Source organism: Tenacibaculum tangerinum (genome assembly GCF_029853675.1).
Classification (GTDB): domain Bacteria; phylum Bacteroidota; class Bacteroidia; order Flavobacteriales; family Flavobacteriaceae; genus Polaribacter; species Polaribacter tangerinum_A.
In genome coordinates, this window is the sequence record NZ_CP122539.1 from 1842605 (window position 1) to 1866707 (window position 24103).

Annotated in this window: 17 protein-coding genes and 2 pseudogenes; 4 read left to right on the forward strand and 15 right to left on the reverse strand. The window is 35.2% G+C overall.

Going from position 1 to position 24103, the window contains the following annotated elements:
- Positions 1–71: 71 nt before the first annotated feature.
- Entirely contained in the window at positions 72–2024 is a 1953-nt protein-coding gene (locus tag P8625_RS08085) for a putative porin (protein ID WP_279649961.1), read from the reverse strand.
- Positions 2025–2094: 70 nt separating this feature from the next.
- Here P8625_RS08085 and P8625_RS08090 point away from each other — a divergent pair, with 70 nt between their 5' ends.
- On the forward strand, positions 2095–2688 hold the full coding sequence (locus tag P8625_RS08090) for a ribonuclease HII (protein WP_279649962.1): 594 nt from the start codon (positions 2095–2097) through the stop codon (positions 2686–2688).
- Positions 2689–2832: 144 nt separating this feature from the next.
- On the opposite strand, the gene P8625_RS08095 is transcribed toward P8625_RS08090, so the two are convergent.
- Positions 2833–3360 carry a hypothetical protein gene (locus P8625_RS08095; protein WP_279649963.1) on the reverse strand — a complete coding sequence of 176 codons (528 nt, stop codon included), beginning with the start codon at positions 3358–3360 and terminating at the stop codon, positions 2833–2835.
- 58 nt (positions 3361–3418) lie between these two features.
- On the opposite strand from P8625_RS08095, the gene P8625_RS08100 reads away from it, so the two are divergent.
- Complete coding sequence (locus P8625_RS08100) at positions 3419–4474, forward strand: nucleoid-associated protein (protein WP_279649964.1); 1056 nt, start codon at positions 3419–3421, stop codon at positions 4472–4474.
- Positions 4475–4557: 83 nt separating this feature from the next.
- On the opposite strand, the gene P8625_RS08105 is transcribed toward P8625_RS08100, so the two are convergent.
- The 13 genes and pseudogenes from P8625_RS08105 to P8625_RS08165 form a co-directional block, all read right to left on the reverse strand.
- Positions 4558–4932 (reverse strand): rhodanese-like domain-containing protein, encoded by a 375-nt coding sequence (locus P8625_RS08105; RefSeq protein WP_279649965.1) that lies wholly within the window; start codon positions 4930–4932, stop codon positions 4558–4560.
- 6 nt (positions 4933–4938) lie between these two features.
- The gene (locus tag P8625_RS08110) at positions 4939–6348 is read right to left on the reverse strand and encodes an MBL fold metallo-hydrolase (protein WP_279649966.1); all 1410 of its coding nucleotides are present in this window, start codon (positions 6346–6348) and stop codon (positions 4939–4941) included.
- Positions 6349–6359: 11 nt separating this feature from the next.
- Positions 6360–8087: a SulP family inorganic anion transporter gene (locus P8625_RS08115; RefSeq protein ID WP_279649967.1), complete on the reverse strand. Its 1728-nt coding sequence runs from the start codon at positions 8085–8087 to the stop codon at positions 6360–6362.
- A 20-nt stretch (positions 8088–8107) separates the two neighbouring features.
- On the reverse strand, positions 8108–9403 hold the full coding sequence (locus P8625_RS08120; protein WP_279649968.1) for a hypothetical protein: 1296 nt from the start codon (positions 9401–9403) through the stop codon (positions 8108–8110).
- Between the two features lie 13 nt (positions 9404–9416).
- A complete protein-coding gene (gene ruvB / locus P8625_RS08125) occupies positions 9417–10439 on the reverse strand; it encodes a Holliday junction branch migration DNA helicase RuvB (RefSeq protein ID WP_279649969.1) in 1023 nt (340 codons plus the stop codon).
- Between the two features lie 442 nt (positions 10440–10881).
- Positions 10882–12651: a cytochrome c oxidase subunit I gene (locus P8625_RS08130; RefSeq protein WP_279649970.1), complete on the reverse strand. Its 1770-nt coding sequence runs from the start codon at positions 12649–12651 to the stop codon at positions 10882–10884.
- A 32-nt stretch (positions 12652–12683) separates the two neighbouring features.
- Complete coding sequence (locus P8625_RS08135) at positions 12684–13691, reverse strand: cytochrome c oxidase subunit II (RefSeq protein WP_279649971.1); 1008 nt, start codon at positions 13689–13691, stop codon at positions 12684–12686.
- Positions 13692–13725: 34 nt separating this feature from the next.
- A complete protein-coding gene (locus P8625_RS08140) occupies positions 13726–15354 on the reverse strand; it encodes a quinol:cytochrome C oxidoreductase (protein ID WP_279649972.1) in 1629 nt (542 codons plus the stop codon).
- 22 nt (positions 15355–15376) lie between these two features.
- Complete coding sequence (locus tag P8625_RS08145) at positions 15377–15925, reverse strand: c-type cytochrome (protein WP_279649973.1); 549 nt, start codon at positions 15923–15925, stop codon at positions 15377–15379.
- A gap of 9 nt (positions 15926–15934) precedes the next feature.
- A complete protein-coding gene (locus P8625_RS08150; protein WP_279649974.1) occupies positions 15935–16462 on the reverse strand; it encodes a DUF3341 domain-containing protein in 528 nt (175 codons plus the stop codon).
- Entirely contained in the window at positions 16452–17852 is a 1401-nt protein-coding gene (gene nrfD / locus P8625_RS08155; protein WP_279649975.1) for an NrfD/PsrC family molybdoenzyme membrane anchor subunit, read from the reverse strand. Before nrfD ends, P8625_RS08150 begins: the two co-directional genes overlap by 11 nt.
- Before the next feature lie 84 nt (positions 17853–17936).
- Positions 17937–21123, reverse strand: a pseudogene (locus P8625_RS08160) (TAT-variant-translocated molybdopterin oxidoreductase).
- A gap of 32 nt (positions 21124–21155) precedes the next feature.
- Positions 21156–22448: a c-type cytochrome gene (locus tag P8625_RS08165; RefSeq protein WP_279649976.1), complete on the reverse strand. Its 1293-nt coding sequence runs from the start codon at positions 22446–22448 to the stop codon at positions 21156–21158.
- Positions 22449–22663: 215 nt separating this feature from the next.
- Here P8625_RS08165 and P8625_RS08170 point away from each other — a divergent pair, with 215 nt between their 5' ends.
- On the forward strand, positions 22664–23026 hold the full coding sequence (locus P8625_RS08170) for an SPOR domain-containing protein (protein ID WP_279649977.1): 363 nt from the start codon (positions 22664–22666) through the stop codon (positions 23024–23026).
- Positions 23027–23193: 167 nt separating this feature from the next.
- Positions 23194–24077: pseudogene (locus P8625_RS16445) on the forward strand (transposase).
- Positions 24078–24103: the final 26 nt, after the last annotated feature.

Genomic DNA, 24103 nt, shown 5'->3' on the forward strand with positions numbered 1-24103 from the left:
GTATGGATATAGGTGTAAAGAAAACTAACAACTAAAAATTTATAATTCGTAATTCATAAATCGCAATTGCATTATATAAACCAATTCCATACCAATCCAAACCGAATTACAAAATCTCTATACGGATAGTTAGGAGCCGAGAAATAATTCTTCTTCAGCACAAAAGAACTAATATTATCTGCCTTAAAGTAAATTCGAGTTCTTCGAACTCTCGCATTAAAAAATACATCAACAGTCGGGTATCCTATTTCCGTTTCATTCTGCAACCTAAATTCTGCTAACAATGGGTCGTAAGCGTTTGCCTTATACTTCGTAAAATACTTAAACGTTGTTCCTATTTGCACTAATAAAGGATTTCCTTTAAACCATTCATCAGTATAATACAAAGTATTTCTGGTAACAATTTCTGGCACTCTAAAAACACTGTCTCCATTCGCTACTTTTTGATACATTACGGTGTTATCTAAGGCAAATTTTCCTACGGAAAACTCTTTAGAAACCTTTAATTTTAAATAATTAACATCTCCTGAAAACTGTACTGGTTTGCTGTTTTCATCAAAGTACGTATAGTTACTAATATTTGTAAGCGCAATAGAAGCATCTCCCCATTTTGAGGCTATTGATCCTCCTAAAGTTCTTGTACCCTCTTGTACAAAATTGTTTTCCCAATTATAAGCATCGTAACTACTTTGATGTAATAAAAAGTTGAAATTAGGAAACCTATTACTAATTTCTACATTACTTTTAATGGTAAAGACACTGTCTTTTTTATAAAAAGCTTCTCCTTTAAAACTATTTCCTGATAACCTACCGCTACCTGGTGTTAGCATTCCTGATGCGTTTATATGAAAGTTTCCTATCCTTCCATTCCAATCAGCACCCAAAGAAACGGCATTTCCTTTTAATTTATTTTTTGTAATTCCTACAGTGCTATTTTGTAAATTTTCATACCCGTATCTGTAGTTGGAGAGCATCGTTTTTACACGAAACTTTCCAAGTACGTACTTAGAATTAAAATCCAAGAAAAGCTCGTTGTTATAGGCTATGTATGCTGTTTTGTCATCAATACCAGAAGAAGTTATTACCTCTCCAAAAACACCCGTAGTGGGAGCACCTTGGTTAAAACGAAAAAACTTAGAGTCTCTCGTAAATGAATGTCCCAATTTTAAATTAGAGAAATCTTTTTGAGTCACGCTATCTTTTGAAGAAAGCAGTTTAAACGTATGCTCAAAATACAGTCTTTTAGCATCTAAAGTACTTTCAGCATTACTCAAATTTACATCCATTCTTGCCCTATTACTATTGAAATTAGGATCGTCGTTTATAAAGGCCTCTAGAGCAGTTGGTGTAAGCCCACCATTTTCTTGATGAAAAAAGTCTTGATTTGCAGCATGTCCCTTTATAGTGTACTGTCCTTTAGGTGTTTCGTACCGAAAACTTACTCTAAAATTTCCTGTACTTGCTAACGAACGTCTGTACTTACCTAAAGAACGAATGCCCTTATATGCCAAAGCGACATTGAATCGTTTGGAAAAATTAGTGGTAAAAAGTGCGTCCAATACCTGCCCCTGCTCCATTCCTGTTCGGTACATAATTTCTGTGGTAGGTGTGGGTACTTGATAGTAGTTTACATCTTCAATATGAAAATAATTGAACATTTTCGCTCTAAAACCTATATCTGGAAACGGAGAAATGTTTGTAAAATCGTATCCTAAATTAGTAAATGTTTGTCCTTGATTATGAAACTCCAATAACTCAAAATTATCTTTTCTTAAGAAATTAAATTTATATTCTTTTTGAATCGTTAAAGTCGTATCGATAATGGTAGTATCGTTCTTATGTGAAATAATTTTATAATCGGTATATTTTGTTTTTCCGCTTAGTTTTACACTAATTTCATTATCAGGTATCGAATCAGACCCTCTTCTTGGAATCCTTCCTAAACTTCCATCAACATTTCGAATCTGTGAAACAATTATCTGAACACTTATTAAACAAAAAAATACTAAGAGATTTTTCTTCATAACAGCAAAAGTAAAATAATTTAACGACAAAAAACGTGAATATTTTCCTTGAAATCTGTTAATTTGTAGCATGTTGCAGTTAAATTTTAGCGGTTATCAATTAGAAGCAGGAACTGATGAAGCTGGTAGAGGTTGTTTATCGGGTCCTGTAGTAGCGGCGGCGGTTATTTTACCCAAAGACTTTGAACATAAATTGTTAAACGATTCCAAACAACTTTCAGAAAAAAAACGACAAGAACTCCGCCCCTATATTGAGGCGCATGCACTTGCCTATGGAGTCTCTTTTGTAAATCAAGAAGAGGTTGATGAACTCAACGTATTGCAAGCTTCTATTGCTGGCATGCACCGTTCTATACAACAATTAACCCTACAGCCTGAGTTTATTATCGTTGACGGGAACAAGTTCAAACCTTTTGAGAGAATTCCACATCAAACTATTGTAAAAGGCGATGCTAAATTTATGAGTATAGCGGCAGCTTCTGTGCTTGCAAAAACCTACAGAGATGAATATATGGAAAAAATTCATCGAGAATTCCCTCAATACAACTGGCAAAAAAACAAGGGATATCCTACCAAAGAACACCGTGAGGCAATACGGCAGTTTGGCATAACCCCTTACCATAGAAAATCATTTAAATTGTTACCAAGAACAACTTTCATTTAAGTTCTAAAAAATAACAATTGAAAATTCGTAGTTCATAATTGAGATGTCTCATAAATCATGCTTCGCACTATCTACATGAAATACTATTAATTTCAAGACACCTAAACACAAAACATGGTAAAAACCGAATCAATTAGCGCTCTATTATTTAGATTTTGCTCCTACAAAAGTATGTGATTTCACTTTAAACAACACATTAAAAGTAGTTAAGCTACCATAGATTCTTGTGATGTATTGTTGCAAATCTATTTTTTCTTGCTCGTCTAAATTCTTACTTGCATTTATTTTTTGTTCCATTACTCGAATACGGTCACGTACCATAACTATTTTATGAAAAAAAGTATCAATCGGAATTTCTTTAGATGTTAAATTCGTATCGGCAGGCTCTATAACTAATTTCCCACCTTTAAACTTATCGGCAATAGGAACAATTTCCGATACATCGCTCCACTTTTTCAAAATTTTACGCAGCGAGCTTTCTATTTCATAAAAACTTACCGAATCTACTTCCTGGTTCACCGCTTCAATAATTTCTAGATCGTCATCTAAAGGTATGGTTTCTAACCCCATTTCCTGAAAAGTTACCCAATATTGGTTGCTATCTACGTTGGTTACCACACCGAATCCGTAAGTTGGATGATTTATTCTCGATCCTATTCCTAATAATTTCATAATCTCTATATTTTTACGCTACTAAAATACTTATTTTTGTCTTCCAATTTTTTAGAAAATGATTAAAAGAACTCGTGCAGAAATTAGTAAGTGTATTATCCACAAAGTAGCTAACAAGTATAACAGCGGACAAAATGCTTTTTCTGAAAGCTTGGTGCGTTTTGATGAAGAAAGTTACGAACTATTGCTTCCTTTTTTACTCAAACCCTTTGGTTCGGTTACGCAAAGCTATCGCTTTAGCCACCATGCTGATGTTCGCTTAAACGAAATGAACAAGTATGCTACCGATATTTTTGAGCAAGAAAGTACTGAGGTTTTCATCGAACATTCTAAAAATATGGTGAAGCATTTATACGAGCAATCAAACTCTGCCAATATTAAAACGGGCGATGTAATTGTTGCCTACTTTGAAGGTATCGAGTATAAAGATGTTTTAACCGAAGCTGTTGGCGTTTTTAAAATTGAAAGTAAGGTAGATTTCTTTCAAACCTATTTAGATGAAGATAGTTTTGATGTAGTGGTACAAAAAGGAATTTCAACAAAGAAACTAGATAAGGGGTGTTTAATTTTAAATGCTACAGATGCCGAAGGTACCGTAGTGCTGTCTGTAGATAATAATCAATACGACGCTCAATATTGGATAAAAAACTTTTTGAGTGTTAAGTATGCAGATGACCGTAATTTGCACACTCAGAATTATTTAGAAATGTGTAAAGAGTTTTCTGAAGAAGTTATAAAGCCTGAATTTGGAAAACAAGAACAAAGTAACTTCTTAGCCAATACGGTTGATTATTTTAAAGAGCACGAAAGTGTAGATTATCACGGATTTAAAGATGAAATTTTTCAAGAAGACAAGCATAAAGATCTTTTTGAAGATTACAAACAGCACTTTGAAAAATTAAACGATGTACTTATTCGTAACAATTTTGAAGTATCTGATGTGGTTTTAAAAAAGGAAAAAAGTAAGTTTAAAACCGAAATTAAGCTCGATACGAATATTCAAATTAAAATTGATGTGGATGCTCCTGATGCTTCTGCTGAATATTTAGAACAAGGCTATGACGAAGAGAAAAAAATGAAATTTTATAAGGTGTATTATAATGCTGAGAAATAAAAACGATTCGTCAGATTAAATCTCTTTTTATTACGCAATCAAACACAAAAATCCCGAGCAAATACTCGAGATTTTTCTATTCTTTATTTTTTTTCTGTCCATTCTAAATAGCCCCCTAAAACATTGTAGGCATTATACCCTTTTTTTACGAGTAATTCGGTAGCTCTTTTGCTTCTTACTCCCGAGCGACAGTAAACATATACAGGTTTCGTTTTATCTAGTTTTTCTAAAGCTTTTCCTTCAAAATCATCACCTGTAACATCTATTTTTATGGGAGTTTCAATCACTCCTTCTGCCCATTCTTCTGGGGTTCTAACGTCTAATAACTGTACCGTATTTTCGTTTTCTAAAATCATTTGTAGGTCTTCTACTGTAATATCTTTTGCCTCGTGGGTTTGTGGTCTACATGATAGCACCACAGTTACAAACAACCCTATTAATAAAACACTTTTATTCATTTTTATTTATTTTAATGTTGATGGACATACTGCTTCTGTTCTAGGTATGTCGGCTTCTTTTATCGCTTTGTATCCACCGTCTACATCAATTACATTGTGGAATCCCCTTGCTTTTAAAATAGACGCTGCTATTACAGAGCGGTATCCTCCAGCACAGTGCACATAAAAATCTTCTTTTGTTGGAAATTCTCCTATGTGTTCGTTTAAGAAATCTAAAGGTGTACTTGGCACATTTACAATATGTTCACTGGCATACTCTCCTGGTTTACGAACATCAAAAACTGGTGCCTCTTTTGTAAGTTCTTCTGCTAAAACATTGGCAGAAACAGAACGTAAGGTATCTACTTCTTTTCCTGCTGATTTCCATGCAGCAAAGCTTCCATCTAAATATCCCAATACGTTGTCAAAACCAACGCGAGATAAGCGTGTAATGGTAGTTTCTTCTTCTCCTATAGGAGTCACTAGTAAAATGGGTTGCGTAACATCTTTAATCAAGGCACCCACCCACGGGGCAAAGGTTCCTCCTAAACCAATAAAAATAGATTGTGGTATGAATCCTTGAATGAATTCTGATTGATGACGTACATCTAATACTATCGCATCTGTTTCATTCGCTATTTTTTCAAAGTCTGTTACAGATAGTGCTTTTGCGCCGCTTTTGATAACCTCATCGATAGATTGATATCCTTCTTTATTCATTTTTACATTTAAAGGGAAATATTCTGGTGGAGGCAATAAACCGTCGGTAACTTCTTTCACAAACTCTTCTTTGGTCATATTTGCACGCAAGGCATAATTGGTTTTCTTTTGCTGTCCGATAGTTCCTACCGTTTCTTTGCTTAAGTTTTTACCACAAGCAGAACCTGCTCCGTGTGCAGGATATACGATTACATCGTCTTCTAGTGTCATAATTTTTGTACGCAAACTGTCGTACAATAATCCTGCTAATTCTTCTTGTGTTAGGTTGGCTGCCTTTTGTGCTAAATCAGGTCGACCTACATCTCCTAAAAACAAGGTGTCTCCACTAAAAATAGCATGATTTTTACCTTCCTTGTCTTTTAACAAGTAGGTGGCACTTTCCATAGTATGTCCAGGAGTATGTAGTAAGGTAATGGTAACATCTCCTAATTTGAATACTTCTCCATCTTCGGCAATATGTGCTTCATAATTTGTTTTTGCCGTAGGTCCGAATACAATTGTTGCTCCTGTTTTTTCGGCTAACGTAACATGACCGCTTACAAAATCTGCATGGAAATGTGTTTCAAAAATATATTTGATTGTAGCTCCTTCTTTTTCAGCTCTGTTTATATAAGGGTCAACTTCACGTAAAGGGTCAATAATGGCGACTTCTCCATTACTTTCAACATAATAGGCTCCTTGTGCTAAACAACCTGTGTAAATTTGCTCTATTCTCATGATATGATATATTATTTATACGCTTGGTGTATATACTGTGCGTATTTTTTCTGGTTTTTATTATCTCCTGTTTTATAAAAATTTACAGCGCCATTGGCACGCATAAAAAAGTGATCTAAGCTTACTACCTCTAACAGACCTCCTCTAAAAAAAGCGTCTCTTACGGGACCTTTGACTCCTGCAAAATAAAATTGAATGTCGTGTTTACGAAAATAAACAATCCGTTCTTTTAGCATCTCTATTCCCGTGCTATCTACTCTATTAATACTTTCTGCATCTAATACAATCAATTTTAATGCCTTCCCTTTTTCTTCTGTCATTTCGTCTAATTTATCTCTAAAATAGTTAGAGTTGGCATAAAATAATTGTGCATCAAAGCGAAATACTAAGATTTCATCATCTAAAATAACTTCCTTAAACCTGTTCTTGTTACGGTAAAAATTTGAATTAGGCACTTTTCCTAACTCAACTACATAGGGCCTTGAGGTTCTAAAAATTAAAACGATTAATGATAAGGCTACTCCGATTAAAATTCCATATTCAATTCCGAAGAAAATAGTTGCTAAAAAAGTAGCTACTAGTAGCCAAAAATCTAAGTTATTTGCTTTCCACAACCTTTTAGCTTCTTTTACATTTATCAGATTAAAAACTGCAACAATAATAATGGCTGATAAAATAGTTTTTGGTAGGTGATAAAAAACAGGTGTTAAAAAAAGTAAGGTGAACACTACCAGAATTGCGGAAACAAATGCAGAAACTCCTGTAGTTCCTCCTGATTCTGCATTAATCGCCGAACGAGAAAAGCTTGATGCAGATGGATATGATTGAAATAATGATCCTACCATATTACTTAGTCCTAAGGCTACCAATTCTTGATTGGGTCGTACTCGGTACTCGTCTTGTTTGGCTTCTAACGTTTTTCCTATAGAAATTGTTTCTAAATACCCAACCATTACCAAGGTTGCTGCAATAGGCATTAATTCGCGTATTAAAGCTATATCGATAACTGGTGTTGAAAATTTTGGCAATCCTGAGGGAATATCTTTTACGATAGCTACATCTGTTAATTGATTTCCAAAAAGGTGCATTGCTACGATACCTAATACGACTACGATTAGTGCATTGGGTATTTTTTTGTTTATTCTTCTAAAAATAATGATGATGATACACGCAACCAAACCTATGATGGTTGTATTTGGTTTAAAGTATTTAAGTTTTTCGAAGATATCTTCTAGAAGCAGGTAAATTTGGTCACTTTGTATAAACTCAACTCCGAATAAGTTTTTAAACTGATTGAGTCCAATAATTAGAGCTACTGCAGAGGTAAATCCTGTAATTACGGGTCTTGACAAAAAATTAACGATAAATCCGAGGCGGAAAATTCCCATTAAAAACTGAATGCTTCCAACCACTAATGCTAAGAGTACTGCAATGGCTATATAGCTCTCAGACCCTGTTAGTGCTAAAGTTGAAACTCCCGTGGCTACAATTAACGAATCCATCGCTACGGGCCCTATGGCTACTTGACGTGCTGTTCCAAAAACGGCATATAACAATTGCGGAACCAATGCAGCATATAACCCATAAATAGGGGGTAATCCTGCAATAAGTGCATAGGCGATACCCTGTGGAATCAAAACAATAGCCACTGTTATTCCCGCCACCACATCGCCTCTTAGCTGCGATTTTTTGTAGTTGGGCAGCCATTCTAGAATCGGTATGAGTTTTCTTAATTTCATTCCTTGTACCAAATAGTTTTCTAATTTTTTGATATCTTATAAAAAGGAATTGTCCATTCTAAAAAATTATATTCTTGCCCTTTTTTCTCTACCTTAATTTCATGCAACCCGTCTGCTATATTTTTAATATTAACATACCCTAACAATCCCTTTTGATGAGTTCTTGGATGGTTGTGATACCTAATAAAATCAACTGCTATTTTTTCTCCATCGATTGATAGAGCATGGTATTTTTTATAGCATTCGGATAAATATACTGCTTCTTTTTCTCTTTGCACTAATTTCGAATCTTTAGAATCCTTTTCGAAAGCACCACAAAACTCCTCTCTAATTTTTTCTTCATACTTAAATATAGGTATAAAAATCTCTAGAACATTAGAATCTATTTTACTAGACTCAATCTCTGGAGCTAGTAAAAATGAGTTTGACTTATTATCATCTTTATAGTAGTCGGCGTAGGTTTTATGCTCGTTAAAAAATTTGTGCTTTGTTGAAATAATTAAATAAAAAATATTTGTCTTCTGAATTTGTACACTCGTCACAATTATTCCTGAAACTAAAAAAAGCAGCATTAAATATGCCAATGATTTTTTCTTTTTAAAATTCGACCCAAAGATCATTGATACTTGTAAAATACTTTTGTAAAACGGTCCAAAAGATACCATTGAAACAAATCTCACTATTTTAAAGTTTAGTATCTGTAATTTTTCTTTTTCTTTATTCTTTTTTAGATTGGAAATTGCGGTAATTATCGATTGTAAAATTAGACTTCCTACAATTAAAAAAGCTGGAATCAGAAGAATGAAATTATTTACATATTCTGACAATAGGTTAAATAGAAGTAGGTAGAGACTTGAAAAAATTGCGATGTAACCGTACATTAACAAAAAGGTAAATGCTACTGAAAAAATCACGCTACATAACTCATCTACCTTTTGTATAGAGTCTTTCAATTTTGGCAAGATGGAGAGTATTTTTTCTGTATAGATTTTAGAATAGGCACTATCTTCTATACTATAATCTGGAAATACGGAATTCAATCCAACCAATCCTACCCAATAGGCTCTTAAGAAAAAGTGTATGACAAACATTGAGGCTAAAATACTAATAGCTAACAAACCAAAAAAAGTAATAAAATAACCTATATAATACTGACTTGGGTTGAGAACATTGATAAAGAAATTTGCGGTCCAACCAATAATATCAAAGAGTTTAAATGAACCATAAATAGCTATCGCAGAAACCAATAATTCAGCTTCCCAGCTTTCCTCTTTTAATCGCTGTAACCATCCTTTATTTTCTGATTGATTGCTCATGCTAATCTACATCTTAAAAAAGTTCTCCTTGACTCGTTCCTTTGAGTCTTCCTAAGTGTTTATAGGCCAAATCGGTTACTTCCCTTCCTCTTGGTGTACGCATAATAAATCCTTGCTGTATTAGAAACGGTTCGTACACTTCTTCTATCGTTTCTGCATTCTCGGCTACTGCTGTAGCTAAGGTGCTTATTCCAACTGGACCTCCTTTAAATTTATCGATAATCGTAGATAAAATTTTATTGTCCATTTCATCTAAACCATGTGCGTCAACATTTAACGCTTTAAGGGCATATCGTGCAATTTCTATGGTAATGGTACCATCTCCTTTTATTTGTGCAAAATCACGTACTCTTCGTAGCAATGCGTTCGCAATACGGGGAGTTCCTCTACTTCTACCCGCAATTTCAATTGCTGCTTCCATAGAAATAGGTACTTTTAAAATATAGGCACTTCGTTGAACAATGGTTGTTAGCAATTCTGTTGAATAGTAATGTAATCGGCTACTAATACCAAAACGAGCGCGCATGGGTGCTGTTAGTAATCCTGACCGTGTGGTCGCACCTACTAAAGTAAATGGCTCTAAATTAATTTGAACGGTGCGGGCATTCGGGCCTGATTCAATCATGATATCGATTTTATAATCTTCCATGGCAGAATACAGGTATTCTTCAACAATAGGGCTTAGTCGATGTATTTCATCTATAAACAACACATCTCGTTCATCGAGGTTGGTTAGCAATCCTGCTAAGTCTCCTGGTTTGTCTAACACAGGCCCAGAGGTAACTTTAATTCCCACTCCCAACTCGCTTGCTAAAATATGGGCTAACGTGGTTTTTCCTAAGCCTGGGGGACCGTGAAACAAGGTATGATCTAGGGCTTCATCTCGTTGATTTGCTGCTTCTACAAATATCTTTAGATTGTCTATTGCTTGATCTTGACCCGTAAAATCATCAAAGGAGAGTGGACGTAGCTTTTTTTCTACATCTAACTCTTCATTTGAATAGTTCTCATTTTCAGGATTTAAGTTTTCATTCATACAATTGCAAATATACTTGAAATAAAGTGTTTGTTAGGTAACTTTTATAACAGAACTACATCAAACCTTATGCAAGATTTTGTTAAGTTTCTAAACTCTAAAAAAATACTTAAATGTGCTTCTGAATACTATTATCTTTTTGAAATAATACTATTTACATCCATTGTGCATATTAAACATTATTGATTTTGATATTGCTGATATTTTTATCAAAGATAAACTTGTTTATATATTGTATTGTTGTTAATGCTGTAGACTTAACCTTTTTAGGATACCTTAAAATTCGAAAAATAATTATTATTCAATTTTGCTAAAATAGAAAAGATTCAATTTGATCCATCACTCGTTTTAGAAGATTACTTTTTTAAAAACAAAAACTCCTGTGAAAATCACTTTTCACAGGAGTTCTGTTTTGTTTAGTTGAAGATTATCTTCTTATTTCTTAAGATGGCTCTTCGCCCTCTAATAATGGTACTGTTTGTGGTACGAAATCTTTTCCGTGTACATACTCACCATTTTCATCTGTTTTACTGTAATCATACGCCCATCTATGTACTTCTGGAATAGCTCCTGGCCAGTTTCCGTGAATGTGTTCTACTGGCGTAGTCCATTCTAACGTGTTTGAATTCCATGGATTTTGAGTCGCTTTTTGACCTCTGTACATAGAAATAAAGAAGTTTGCAATGAAAATTAATTGCGCTGCTCCTCCTATTAAAGCCATCACGGTCATAAATACATTAATATCTGCTAAATCGTCGAACATCGGAAAGTTCGTGTTGGTATAATAACGACGTGGTAAACCTGCTAATCCTATAAAGTGCATTGGGAAGAATACCCCATAAGCAGTAATAATGGTTAACCAAAAATGCCAATACCCTAAGGTTTTATTCATCATTCTACCGTACATTTTAGGGAACCAATGATACACCCCCGCAAACATTCCTAATAAGGCAGATACTCCCATTACTAAGTGGAAGTGTGCCACAACGAAATAGGTGTCGTGAACATTAATATCTAGTGCAGAGTCTCCTAATACCAATCCTGTTAAACCTCCTGTTACGAAGGTAGATACCAATCCGATAGAGAACAGCATTGCAGGATTTAATTGTAGATTTCCTTTCCATAAAGTGGTTACATAGTTAAATGCTTTTACTGCGGATGGAATGGCGATTAATACGGTTGTGAAGGTAAATACTGAACCTAAAAACGGATTCATTCCTGACACGAACATGTGGTGACCCCATACAATCGTAGATAAGAATGCAATTGCCATAATAGATCCTACCATTGCGCGGTAACCAAAAATTGGTTTACGAGCGTTTGTTGAAATTACTTCTGAACTAATACCTAAAGCTGGTAATAAAATAATATATACTTCTGGGTGTCCTAAGAACCAGAATAAGTGTTCAAATAATACAGGCGATCCTCCTTGATAGTGTAGTACTTCACCCGAAATAAAGATATCTGATAAATAAAACGAGGTTCCGAAACTTCTATCAAAAATTAATAATAACGCTGCAGACAATAATACTGGGAACGAGATTACACCAATGATGGCTGTGATTAAGAATGCCCACATAGTTAATGGCAATCTTGTCATTTTCATTCCTTTGGTACGTAAGTTTAATACCGTAACGATATAGTTTAACGACCCGATTAATGACGATGCAATGAAAATTGCCATCGATACCAACCATAAAGTCATCCCTGTACCTGAACCTGGAATTGCCTGTGGTAAAGCAGATAATGGAGGATAAATCGTCCATCCTGCCGATGCTGGTCCTGCTTCAACAAATAAAGAGATTATCATCACTACTGACGATAAAAAGAACAACCAGTACGATATCATATTTAAGAAACCAGAAGCCATATCACGCGCTCCAATTTGTAACGGAATTAATAGGTTTGAAAATGTACCACTCAATCCTGCTGTTAATACAAAGAATACCATGATGGTACCATGAATTGTAACTAACGCTAAGTACATATCTGGATTCATAACTCCATCGGTTTGGTGACTTCCTAGAAAAGCCTCAACGATTGAAAACGAAGTATCTGGCCATGCAATTTGTAAACGAAATAGCATAGACATGAAACCTCCTATAATCCCCATGAATATACCTGTGATTAAGAACTGTTTCGAGATCATTTTATGATCTTGACTAAAGATGTATTTAGTTACAAATGTTTCTTTGTGATGGTGATCTGACATAATCTATATCTTTATATACTTTAAAAAATATCTTATTTAATAACTTGAGCTAATGTTTTTTGTTCTGATAACCACTTGTCGTATTCTGCTTCCTCAACAACGGTGATTTTCATTTGCATGTTGTAGTGAGAGGCTCCACAAATTTTGTTACATAGTAGTAAGTAGTCAAATTCGTATGGTTCTTCTCCATTCGCTTCTCTAATTTTGTTAATACCTTCAGTTTTAGCTTTTACTTCTGGATTACTACGCATTTCATCGGTCGTATATTTTGGTGTGAAGGCAAACTGAGTAACCATACCCGGAACACAGTTCATTTGTGCTCTAAAGTGAGGCATGTAAGCAGAGTGTAAAACGTCTTGTGAACGGAACTTAAACAATACTTTCTTTCCTTTTGGTAAGTATAATTCGGTTACTTGCTTGTCGTCTTGTGCACTTGGGTCTGACATGTCAACACCCATGGTATTTATACCTTTAATAAAGTTTACATTACCTAAACCTAATTGGTTGTCTTCTCCTGCATAACGAGCATCCCAACGGAACTGTTGAGAGTACACCTCTATTACAATCGGGTTTTCATCGTCTCCAACATACATAATGTGATTCCAAGCCCATAATCCATAACCTATTAACAAAACGATTGTTACGGCTGGTATCGTTGTCCAAATTAATTCTAATTTATGGCTATCTGCATAAAATAACGCTTTGTTATTTTTGTTTCCTCTGTACTTATAGGTAAAGAAGAAAATTAAAAATTGCATTCCGAATTGAACGATTCCAATTAACCAAAAAGTGATGTTAAAAAGGTTATCATCGTGCTCTCCTTCGTAAGAAGCAGACTCAGGTAACATAATTACATTCATGGCTATTAAGCAGTAAATCATCATTGCATATAGGAATGCTAAGAAAACTATTGCATATTTACCTTGTTTTTCGTTGTCTTTATCTGTGGCAATTACAGAACGGAAATTCATGATACGAGTAATTTGCCAAAAACTTACTCCGATTGCAACTGCTATGAAAATATAAAATAAAGCGAGCATATTATCTAAACTATTTGTTTATTAATTCTTTTTATTAATGATGATTACTATCTTCTCCTCTGTGTTCGATATTATAGTAATGGTATGTTTCACTTTCGTGTAAATATGGATTTCCTTTTGGTACTGGATTTACTTTTGCAAATGCACTGAAGGTAGCGAAGATAAATAATCCTATAAAGAATAATAATCCGCTAATTTCACCAATTCCGAATCCCCAATGTTCTCCTACGGTTCCTGGCATAATCATTACAAATAAATCAATATAATGACCTGCTAATATTACCAAACCACCTATAATTACAAACCATGGCACACTCTTAAAGTCGCTATTGATTAATAGTAATACTGGGAAGACAAAGTTCATAACTACCATGGCTAAGAATGGCACTTTATATTCGTTAAAACGTAATAAGAAATACGTAGTTTCTTCTGGCATATCTGCATACCATATTAACATAAATTGAGCAAACCATAGGTACGTCCAGAATACAGAGAATCCAAACATAAATTTCGCCAAATCGTGAATATGACTATCATTTACCAATGGTAAAGCTCCTTTAGAACGTAAGTAAATAGTTACTAATGCGATTACAGTTAATGCTGACACTAAGAACGTAGCCAATACATACCATCCGAATAAGGTAGAGAACCAGTGTGGGTCGATTCCCATAATCCAATCCCAAGACGCCATACTTTCGGTAATCATAAAGAACACCAAGAAAATAACAGTTACATTGTAGTTTTTCTTATGTTGTCTTAAATCTCCATTATCTTGTGCTATAGACCATTTTCTTATAAGGAAACGATATACATTCCAACCCGTTAAATAAACAATACTTCTAATGAGCCATCCTGGTGTATTTAACCACCATTTTTTACCGTCGACAATCGCATCGTAATTTGGACTTGTTGGGTCTGTAACTCCTTCACCCATCCAAGTAAACAAGTGGTTCATGTGCATTGCAGTAACGATTAAGAATACCAGCATTATCAAACTCACATAGTGTAAGTTTGAAGTAATTGCTTCCATTACTCTATGCAATACTACTGACCACCCTGCTTGTGCTACAATTTGAGATGCATAAAAAGCCAAGACTAATAAGGTGATTCCTAAAGAAAATAACAAAGCTACGTAGAATGCAGACCAAGGTCTGTTTTGCATTTGGTGTAACGCATGCTCTGCGTGTTCATCACCGCGATGTTTACTGTGAGCAGCCACTTCAGCAGGTGCCTCAGCTGTCGCCTCGTGATGTGCTTCAACAGTTTGTGCTTCTGCATGAGCATCTTCGGCTACATGTACAGCTGAGCTATCTTGTGCTTGTGTATTTTCTGTGGCTTCTTCTGCGTGTTCTTGAATAGCATTGTGTACTGCTTCTGCAGCATCTGTAGCAATACTATCTGTAACATGCTCGCCAGTTGTTGTATCTGCTTGGTTATGTTCAACTTCAACATGCTTTTCAACTTTAGCTTCTTCTGCATGCTCCTCGCCAGCATGACTTACTTTCGCGTCATGAGCTCCATGGTGTGCATTTTGTTTTGCTAAAATTTCTTTTGCTTCTTCTAATGTTTTAGGTGCAGAGAAGAAACTATAAGCTGTTCCTAAAAGTCCTACAGCCATTAAAACAATAGCAAGCATTTTTAATTTTCCTGAAAACTGGTACATATCTTAACTATCTATTATAGACTTATTTTAATTCGCTTCTTAATTTTTCTACGTATTGTACAACTTGCCAACGCTCATTGTATCGTAACTGTGATGCATGAGACCCCATAACTCCTTTACCATACATAATTACATGGTAAATATTTCCTGAAGTTAACTCTCTATCTGCATAATTTGGAATACCGTTGAATTTATCTCTTTGAGATAATACTCCGTTTCCATCTCCTTTTGTACCATGACAAGACGCACAGTAAATACCGTATAATTCTTTACCTTTCTCTAAGTTAGCCTCAGTTGTTGGTAACGGATTTTTTAACTCAGCTTTTGCCTTTTCATATCCTTCATTAGTATCAGGAATATCATAAGCAATCACTCCGTTTCTACTTACAGTACCTGCTACTGGTAATTTATTTACCATTTCGTTATTTATACCTTCTGCTCCATTTGCATCGTACGGCACAGATACGTACATATCTGGCATGTATTGCACCTGTGGATTACGTTTATCGTTGCAAGAACTTAAGCTTGTTGCTACTACAGCTAAAGCGATAATAATTTTTAAACTCTTCATATCTCTTTATTAGTGCGTTTCTACTACGTTAATTTCTACAGCTCCGGTTGATTGTAACAATGCCACCAACTCTTCTTCATTTCCGTGAACTGGAACTTCCATTAAGAAGTGATCGTCAGTTGTTCTTGGATCAGGATTTTCAGCTTCTTTAAAAGGCCATAATCTACTACGCATGTAAAAAGTAATAACCATTAAGTGTGCTGCGAAAAACACTGTTAATTCGAATAAAATCGGAACAAATGCCGGCATGTTAGCTGCCCAAGTAAAGTTTGGCTTTCCTCCAATATCTTGTGGCCAATCAGCAATCATCGTATACCAAGTTAACCAAACTGCTACGCCTAATCCTGTAATACCATATAGAAAAGCAGTAATTGCTAAACGTGTAGGTGCCAATCCCATAGCTTTGTCTAATCCGTGAACTGGAAATGGACAAAATACTTCTTCAATATGATGATGCTCTGCTCTTACTTTCTTAACGGCATCCATTAAGATATCATCATCATTGTATAATGCGTGAATTACTTTATTAGTGCTCATTGTTCTCTTCTCTTAATTTTTTATAATGCTCTCCTGAAGATTTCAAGATTGTTTTAACCTCTGCCTGTGCTATTACTGGGAACGTTCTTGCATATAATAAGAATAATACGAAGAAGAATCCGATAGTTCCAATGAAGATACCTACATCTACAAACGTTGGCTCAAAACGCCACCAAGTAGATGGTAACTGACCTTTACTTAATACAATTGCGATAATATCAAAACGCTCAAACCACATACCGATGTTAATTACAATTGAGATAATGAAAGACCAAATAAAGCTTCTTCTAATTTTCTTAAACCATAATAACTGCGGTGTAAAAATGTTACAGATTAATAACGACCAAAATGCCCAACCGTAAGCTCCTGCTTCAGCACCAAACGATAAGTAAGTATAGTTTTCATAAGGTGAACCTGTATACCATGCAATGAAGAACTCCGTTGCATAGGCTACTGCTACAATACCTCCTGTTAAGATGATTACGATGTTCATATACTCAACGTGCAAACGTGTAATATAAGCTTCCATATTGGTAACCTTACGCATGATACCTAATAGAGTTTGTACCATGGCAAATCCTGAGAAAATTGCTCCTGCTACGAAATACGGTGGAAATATGGTTGAGTGCCATCCTGGGTTGATAGAAGTTGCGAAGTCCATCGATACAATGGTATGTACCGAAAGTACTAACGGTGTTGCTAACCCTGCTAATACCAAAGATACTTCTTCAAAACGTTGCCAGTCTTTGGCTCTACCCGACCATCCGAAAGATAATAAGGCATATATTTTCTTTTGAAAAGGTTTTACGGCTCTATCGCGAATCATAGCAAAATCAGGTAATAAACCAGTCCACCAGAACACTAATGATACCGATAAATACGTAGAAATTGCGAATACGTCCCATAATAAAGGTGAGTTAAAGTTAACCCATAACGACCCGAATTGGTTAGGAATTGGCAATACCCAATATCCGTTCCAAGGGCGTCCCATGTGAATAATTGGGAACAATCCTGCTTGGAATACCGCAAAGATGGTCATTGCTTCTGCCGAACGGTTAATTGCCATTCTCCATTTTTGGCGGAATAATAAAAGTACGGCTGAAATCAATGTTCCTGCGTGACCGATACCTACCCACCATACGAAGTTGGTAATATCCCATGCCCAACCGATGTTTTTACTTAATCCCCAAACACCAATACCTGTTCCTACGGTGTAAAAGATACATCCAAATCCCCATAACATCGCTGCTAAAGAGATATAGAATGCTATATACCAATTTTTGTTTGCTTTGCCCTCAATAGGTCTTGCAATGTCTTCAGTGATATCGTGGTAAGTTTTATTACCTAACACTAAAGGTTCTCTATAAGATGATTCGTAATGAGACGACATTTTTTACTGTTTAAATGTTTATTTGTTTAAAAGTTTAAAGTTTGTATTGCTTTTAACTTTTTAACGATTCAACTTTTTTACTTACTATGCTTCGTTTGTATTTCTTACTTTCACTTGATATACTACATTTGGTTTTGTACCAATATAATCTAACACGTGGAAAGCTCTTCTATCTTCTTTTAATGCTGCTACAGTATCTTCAGAATTATTTACATCTCCAAACACCATTGCTCCTGTAGAACATGCTGATGAACATGCTGTTTCAAACTCGTCTTTCTTAACAGCTCTACCTTCTTTCTTAGCCTTTAAAATGGTAGCTTGTGTCATTTGGATACACATAAGAACATTTTTCCATAACTCCACGAGAACGTACTACTACATCTGGATTCAATACCATCTTACCGTATTCGTTATTCATATTGAAATCGAACTCGTTATTTTCGGCATAGTTAAACCAGTTAAAACGACGTACTCTATACGGACAGTTATTTGCACAGTAACGAGTACCTACACAACGGTTATATGCCATTTGGTTTTGACCTTGACGACCGTGTGATGTTGCGGCTACTGGACATACGGTTTCACATGGTGCATGATTACAGTGCTGACACATCATAGGTTGGAAAGCAACCTGTGGATTTTCTGCTGGGTTTTCTAACGTATCAAATAAATCTCCTTTGCTTAACTTTAATACTTTTTCAGTATAACGTCTTTCAACTTCTTGATTGGCTATGTTCGGATTTTGAGCTTTAAACTCTTCCAACGTCATTTTAGCTTCGTATTGCTTATCTTCAACCGTAGAAGAATAGTAACGATCAATACGTAACCAAGCCATATCTCTACCTACTCTCATTTCATCTTTACCAACAACAGGTACGTTGTTTTCTGCATGACATGCAATTACACATGCCCCACAACCTGTACACGATGTTAAGTCGATAGATAAATTAAAGTGGTGTCCTATACTTCTATCATGATCATCCCATAAGTCGATTTTACTTCCTTCAACTTCTTGATGGTCGTAAGAAACCATGAATGGCTTGTTCCAAGTATGCTTAGGATCTAATTTTTTATTGTTTACTTCTTTTAAAGAAGCTTCTCTTAAAATATCGTGACGACCTGCTAAGGTACTTTGTACTTGCATACAAGCAAACTGATGCGACCCTGAAGCTTTTTCAATCGTAACATTGTATTGAACATTGCTACTATTTTGGTAGAATGGATATGCGTTTACCCCTACTTGCATTTCAGGTTTTAATCCTTGCGTTCTACCGTACCCTAGTGCTAAACCTATCGAACCTTTTGCTTGACCTGGTTGTATGATTACTGGAATATTTTTAATCGTTACTCCGTTAACCGTTAGATTGGCATAATTACCATCTATAGCACCATTGTCTTGTACTTCGTTTTCGAACTTTAACTCCTTGGCATCTGCCATTGAAACGGTTAGGTAGTTATCCCAAGAAGCACGGGTAATAGGGTCTGGAAACTCTTGTAACCAAGGGTTGTTGGCTTGTTTTCCATCTCCTAATGCTATAGATGAATACAAGTTTAACTCGAACCCTGAAGCGCTGTTCAGCTTTCTTATTAATTGTGCTGCTGCTGCATTTACATCTGTAGTAGATTCAGAGGCTGCAACTTCTGTAGTTTCTGCTGCTATAGTTGCCCCTCCTGTAGTTGCTGCTGTTATCGTCACTGCTCCTTTGAAGAAACCATCGTGTAATGCTTGATTCCATGAAGCTCCTCCTAATACATTTGTACTCCAAAACTCTTTTAGAGTATCGTAGTAGTTTACTGTGCTTCCTGACCATTGTAACAATACATCTTGTAATTGACGCGTGTTAAATAATGGTTGAATGGTAGGTTGCATTAAACTGTAAACTCCTTGAGTTGCCATTACATCTCCCCAACTTTCTAAGTTATGAGGTGCTGGCAATGTATATTGTGTTGCATTTGCTGTAGCATCATCTTGAGTTGATAAAGCAACAGATAGTGCTAAGTTTTTAATTCCTTCGGCTAAATCAGCAGCATTAGGTAAGGTATATAAAGGGTTCACGTTATAGGTAATTAAACCTTTTACTTTTCCTCCTTTAATATCTGCTACTAATTGAGCTACTTGAGTATCGTTTCCTTGACGGGTTAAATTTACCGCTTCAGTATCGATTACTTTGCTTTGTAATGCTTCGTTAATAGCTAAGGCGATTAACTGGGCATTTTTATCATTGATTCCTGTAACAACAACTCCTTTTGACCCTGCTTTTTTAAGAGCTTTCGCTAATTGCTTAACTTCTGCATCAAAACTTGTTGCCTTTGTAGGAAGACTGCTTCCTGTTATTTCATTGTACAAACCAATTAAGGCAAAAACTTGCTCTGATGGCTTCGCTACAATTCTTTTATCGGCATTCGCACCTGCTAAAGACATGTTTGCTTCTATCTGAACGTGGTAAGACATTTTACCCGTTTCAACTCTACGTCCTTCAGCATACGATTTTTCGTATCCGCCTTGCCAATCTCCTAAGAAATCTGCTCCGATTGATGCGATGACAGCTGCCTTACTAAAATCATAATTTGGCAATGCTCTTTTACCGTACTTAGCTTCAAAAGCATCTGTTGTAGCGCTTTCAGAAATCGCATCGTACACCACATGCTTCACATTAGGGTACGCTGTGATAAAATCGGCGATTACTTTTTCAGTAGAAGGACTCGCTAAAGTACCTGTTAATAACGCCACTGGTTGATTGGCATCTTTTAACTGATTTAATTTAGCAACAATTTCTTTATCTGCATCTGCCCATGAAATTTGAGCATCTCCTTTTCTAGGATCTTTTAAACGTAATTTTTCATCGTATAACGATAATACAGACGCTTGAACACGTGCATTAGTTACGCCTCCTGCCTCTTTGTTTGGCATGATTTGAATAGGACGTCCTTCGCGTGTTTTTACTAATACGTTTGCAAAATCAAAACCATCTGCAATGGTAGTTGCGTACCAATCGGCAACACCTACTACGATATCATTTGGTTGCACTACATAAGGAATTGATTTTCTTACTGGACCCTCACAAGCTGCTAAAGAAGCTGCTGCAGTGGTGAATCCAACATATTTCAAGAAATCTCTACGTGAAGTTGATGATGTTTCTAAGGTTTCTTTGTCGCCTAAAAATTCATCTGTAGGAATATCTTGTACAAACTCATTATTACGTAGCGTTTCAACAACAGAACTACCTTTTAGTTCTTCAACACTTTGCCAGTATTTTTTGTTTGAAGCCATTTATATATGTGTTTTTCTACTTTCTAAATTGATTAATAGTGGCACTTACCACACTCTTTTCCTCCTAATTGAGCTATTGTTACTTGCTCGACACCATACTTTTTAGCTAAGTCTTCGTGAATCTTAGCATAGTACTCGTTACCTTTTAAGTCAACCTTTGTCTCTTTATGACAATCAATACACCAACCCATGGTTAATGGTGAATGTTGGTATACTTCTTCCATTTCTTCTATAGGCCCGTGACATTTTTGACAAGCTACTCCTCCAACTGTTACGTGTTGTGAGTGGTTGAAGTAGGCAAAATCAGGTAAGTTGTGAATTCTAACCCATTTAATTGGTTTTACATTTCCTGTGTATGCTAATTTATCAGCATCCCAACCAGCGGCCTCGTAAATTTTAGCTATCTCTTTGTCTAAATCGGCTTTAACCAAAGTACGGTCTTCCATAACTACTTTCGTATCTTCTGCTACTTCCGAAATGTTTTTATGACAGTTCATACAAACATTTACCGAAGGAATTCCTGAATGTTTGCTGTGTTTAGCAGATGAGTGACAGTATTGACAGTCGATTTTATTATCTCCTGCATGAATTTTGTGTGAGAATGCAATAGGTTGAATTGGTTGGTATCCTTCATCTACACCTACCTTAAATAGTGTTCCGAACAAGAAATAAGCGGTTACTAACGCAACAAAAATAACTGTTAGCACTTTTAAGAAGGTATTTTTCTTAATTCCTTCCCATAACTCAGCAGCTTGTCCTGTAAAACCTGGAGTTTTAGGAGCACCTTTTAACTCGCTAATCGTTTTTAGTAAACTACCAATAATTAAGAAAGCGACTACTATTGCTGCGGCTAATATATATATTAACCAGTCTGGTGCTTGGTTTGAGTGTACTTCACTTATTATTTCAGCCCCTGCAGCAGCAGCTGGTTTTACTTCACCAATAGTGGTATAATAGAGAATATCATCAATATTTTGATCTGTTAACTGAGGAAAAGCAGTCATGTTAGACCCATTATACTCTTCAAAGATTGCAATCGCATCTTTATCTCCAGAAGCTCTTAATTCAGCATTGTTTTTAATCCAAGCTTTTAGCCATTCGTTGCTCCTTTTCTCCTCTATTTTAGCTAACGCAGGCCCTATCAGCTTTTTATCTAATTTGTGACACGAGGCACATAAAGACTTGAATAATTTCTTTCCTTCTTTTTGACGGGCTTCGTCAACATCTTGTGAAAACGCTGAAAAACTAACTAAAAAAACTAAAAAGAAAGCTAAACTCCTTACTAGAGTTTGGGTTAATCTACTGTGATGATTCACACTTTTCATACTATAAAATATAAGTTTTGTATCTATTTTGGTACAATATTTTCTATACTACTAATCTAAAATTAGTTTACAGAAAGTTGCACAAAAGTACTACTTCTGTCTAAATTGTGAAATGTTAAGAGAATCCTAATCTGTAATTTATAACAATTCTAAATAACTAACCTTAACAATGTATTAACTAACAAGTCGTTACTTTTGCAAAAAGAATCAAAAAAATGAAAAAATACAGCTTATTTATTACGTTTTTACTAAGCATTACTGTGGGTATTTTTACCAGCAATGCGCAAAGTAAACATACCGATAACGAGAATATAATTTCTTTAATAGAAAAGAAACGAACATACAATAAAAACAACGGTACTGGTTACAGAATTCAGCTATACAATGGTTTGGAAAGACGTGCAAAATCTATACGCAACAGGTTTCAAATTGAATACCCAGACATTTACACTAAACTATCGTATAAAGCTCCGGAATGGAAAGTGCAAGTTGGAAATTACAAAACGCGTTTGCATGCCGATAGAGCTTTAAATAAAATTCGTGAGAAATTTGATGGTGCCATTGTCGTACCTATGTAACACCATTTTAAATTTAAGGTTCATTACAACTAAAATCTATTACGTAATTTAAACCTGTATGCTGTAAATTTTACATAAAATAACCTGAATATCGGATAAGAAATAAGTTGTTTATATTAGTTTATTTTACTGATTTTTCAGCAACTTAAACAATAAAAGCACTTCAAATACTCAGAAATGAAGTTACAGAATTCTTTGTAGAATTGGATGTTTTTACAAAGAATTTGCTTCGCAAATAGAAAATCGTCCAATCTTAGAGAATTCTAGTGTTAAAAGTCGCAATAGAAAAGGATGGTTATCCTATATTGAGATGATGAATATTTATCTACTATTTCACTTCGCTTAGTTTACGAACTTAAAGCATTTTTACACGCAATATATCTGTAAACATCTTGTAGACCTCTTTCCTCATTTGAAAAGCCACGCACGATTCAATGCTAGAAAAGAGTGTATCTTACTTACCTTTGATGCTATATTAATGTAAGGTCTTGGGCAAATCAAGAGGCATTAACTATATTAATTTGACTCTACCTTACGTCGGGTTTTTCAAATCAAACGAGAGAAACAGCATAGGGTCTTCAAGGGTATTACTGAAAAAGGGAAATCTTACCATCGGGTGGTTGTTTGGCTTTTAACTTCATCCGATTATCAGTTATAAAGGAAATTCTTAACTTTTTACCTGACTAAAGGCAACGTAGATGATAGAAGCATTGATCTAACGGATACCATTACTAAGAATCTTTTTGGACAGCTCTTTACTAATAAAGTGTATATATAAAGCTTTAGCTGAACTATTTTTACAAGATGAGAAAGAACATAAAAAAACAAAACCTCTCAGATAATGAAGCTATTTTACTTAGAAAAAACGTCCGTATAGAATCTTCGAACGATTAACCTAAAAACATTTGTAAAATAGAGCATATTAGGCATAGGTATATAAAAGGGTTTGAGTCAATTTGATGGCTGGACTTAAAGCGAATTATTTTTTTAAGAAACCTTCTTTAAAATAACGACTGTTAAGCACAAACAAATTACTTTATGGTATGTTTAAATAAGATTCACGTTAAAAGTATAAAA

What these genes read in the sequence shown, in the direction of transcription:
- nrfD (WP_279649975.1), bottom strand. Translation starts at nt 17,852, where the DNA reads ATGTCGTCTCATTACGAATCATCTTATAGAGAACCTTTAGTGTTAGGT.
- P8625_RS08145 (WP_279649973.1), bottom strand. Translation starts at nt 15,925, where the DNA reads ATGAAGAGTTTAAAAATTATTATCGCTTTAGCTGTAGTAGCAACAAGC.
- P8625_RS08170 (WP_279649977.1), top strand. Translation starts at nt 22,664, where the DNA reads ATGAAAAAATACAGCTTATTTATTACGTTTTTACTAAGCATTACTGTG.
- P8625_RS08105 (WP_279649965.1), bottom strand. Translation starts at nt 4,932, where the DNA reads ATGAATAAAAGTGTTTTATTAATAGGGTTGTTTGTAACTGTGGTGCTA.
- P8625_RS08100 (WP_279649964.1), top strand. Translation starts at nt 3,419, where the DNA reads ATGATTAAAAGAACTCGTGCAGAAATTAGTAAGTGTATTATCCACAAA.
- P8625_RS08130 (WP_279649970.1), bottom strand. Translation starts at nt 12,651, where the DNA reads ATGTCAGATCACCATCACAAAGAAACATTTGTAACTAAATACATCTTT.
- P8625_RS08095 (WP_279649963.1), bottom strand. Translation starts at nt 3,360, where the DNA reads ATGAAATTATTAGGAATAGGATCGAGAATAAATCATCCAACTTACGGA.
- P8625_RS08110 (WP_279649966.1), bottom strand. Translation starts at nt 6,348, where the DNA reads ATGAGAATAGAGCAAATTTACACAGGTTGTTTAGCACAAGGAGCCTAT.
- P8625_RS08135 (WP_279649971.1), bottom strand. Translation starts at nt 13,691, where the DNA reads ATGCTCGCTTTATTTTATATTTTCATAGCAGTTGCAATCGGAGTAAGT.
- P8625_RS08090 (WP_279649962.1), top strand. Translation starts at nt 2,095, where the DNA reads ATGTTGCAGTTAAATTTTAGCGGTTATCAATTAGAAGCAGGAACTGAT.
- ruvB (WP_279649969.1), bottom strand. Translation starts at nt 10,439, where the DNA reads ATGAATGAAAACTTAAATCCTGAAAATGAGAACTATTCAAATGAAGAG.
- P8625_RS08165 (WP_279649976.1), bottom strand. Translation starts at nt 22,448, where the DNA reads ATGAAAAGTGTGAATCATCACAGTAGATTAACCCAAACTCTAGTAAGG.
- P8625_RS08115 (WP_279649967.1), bottom strand. Translation starts at nt 8,087, where the DNA reads ATGAAATTAAGAAAACTCATACCGATTCTAGAATGGCTGCCCAACTAC.
- P8625_RS08140 (WP_279649972.1), bottom strand. Translation starts at nt 15,354, where the DNA reads ATGTACCAGTTTTCAGGAAAATTAAAAATGCTTGCTATTGTTTTAATG.
- P8625_RS08120 (WP_279649968.1), bottom strand. Translation starts at nt 9,403, where the DNA reads ATGAGCAATCAATCAGAAAATAAAGGATGGTTACAGCGATTAAAAGAG.
- P8625_RS08085 (WP_279649961.1), bottom strand. Translation starts at nt 2,024, where the DNA reads ATGAAGAAAAATCTCTTAGTATTTTTTTGTTTAATAAGTGTTCAGATA.
- P8625_RS08150 (WP_279649974.1), bottom strand. Translation starts at nt 16,462, where the DNA reads ATGAGCACTAATAAAGTAATTCACGCATTATACAATGATGATGATATC.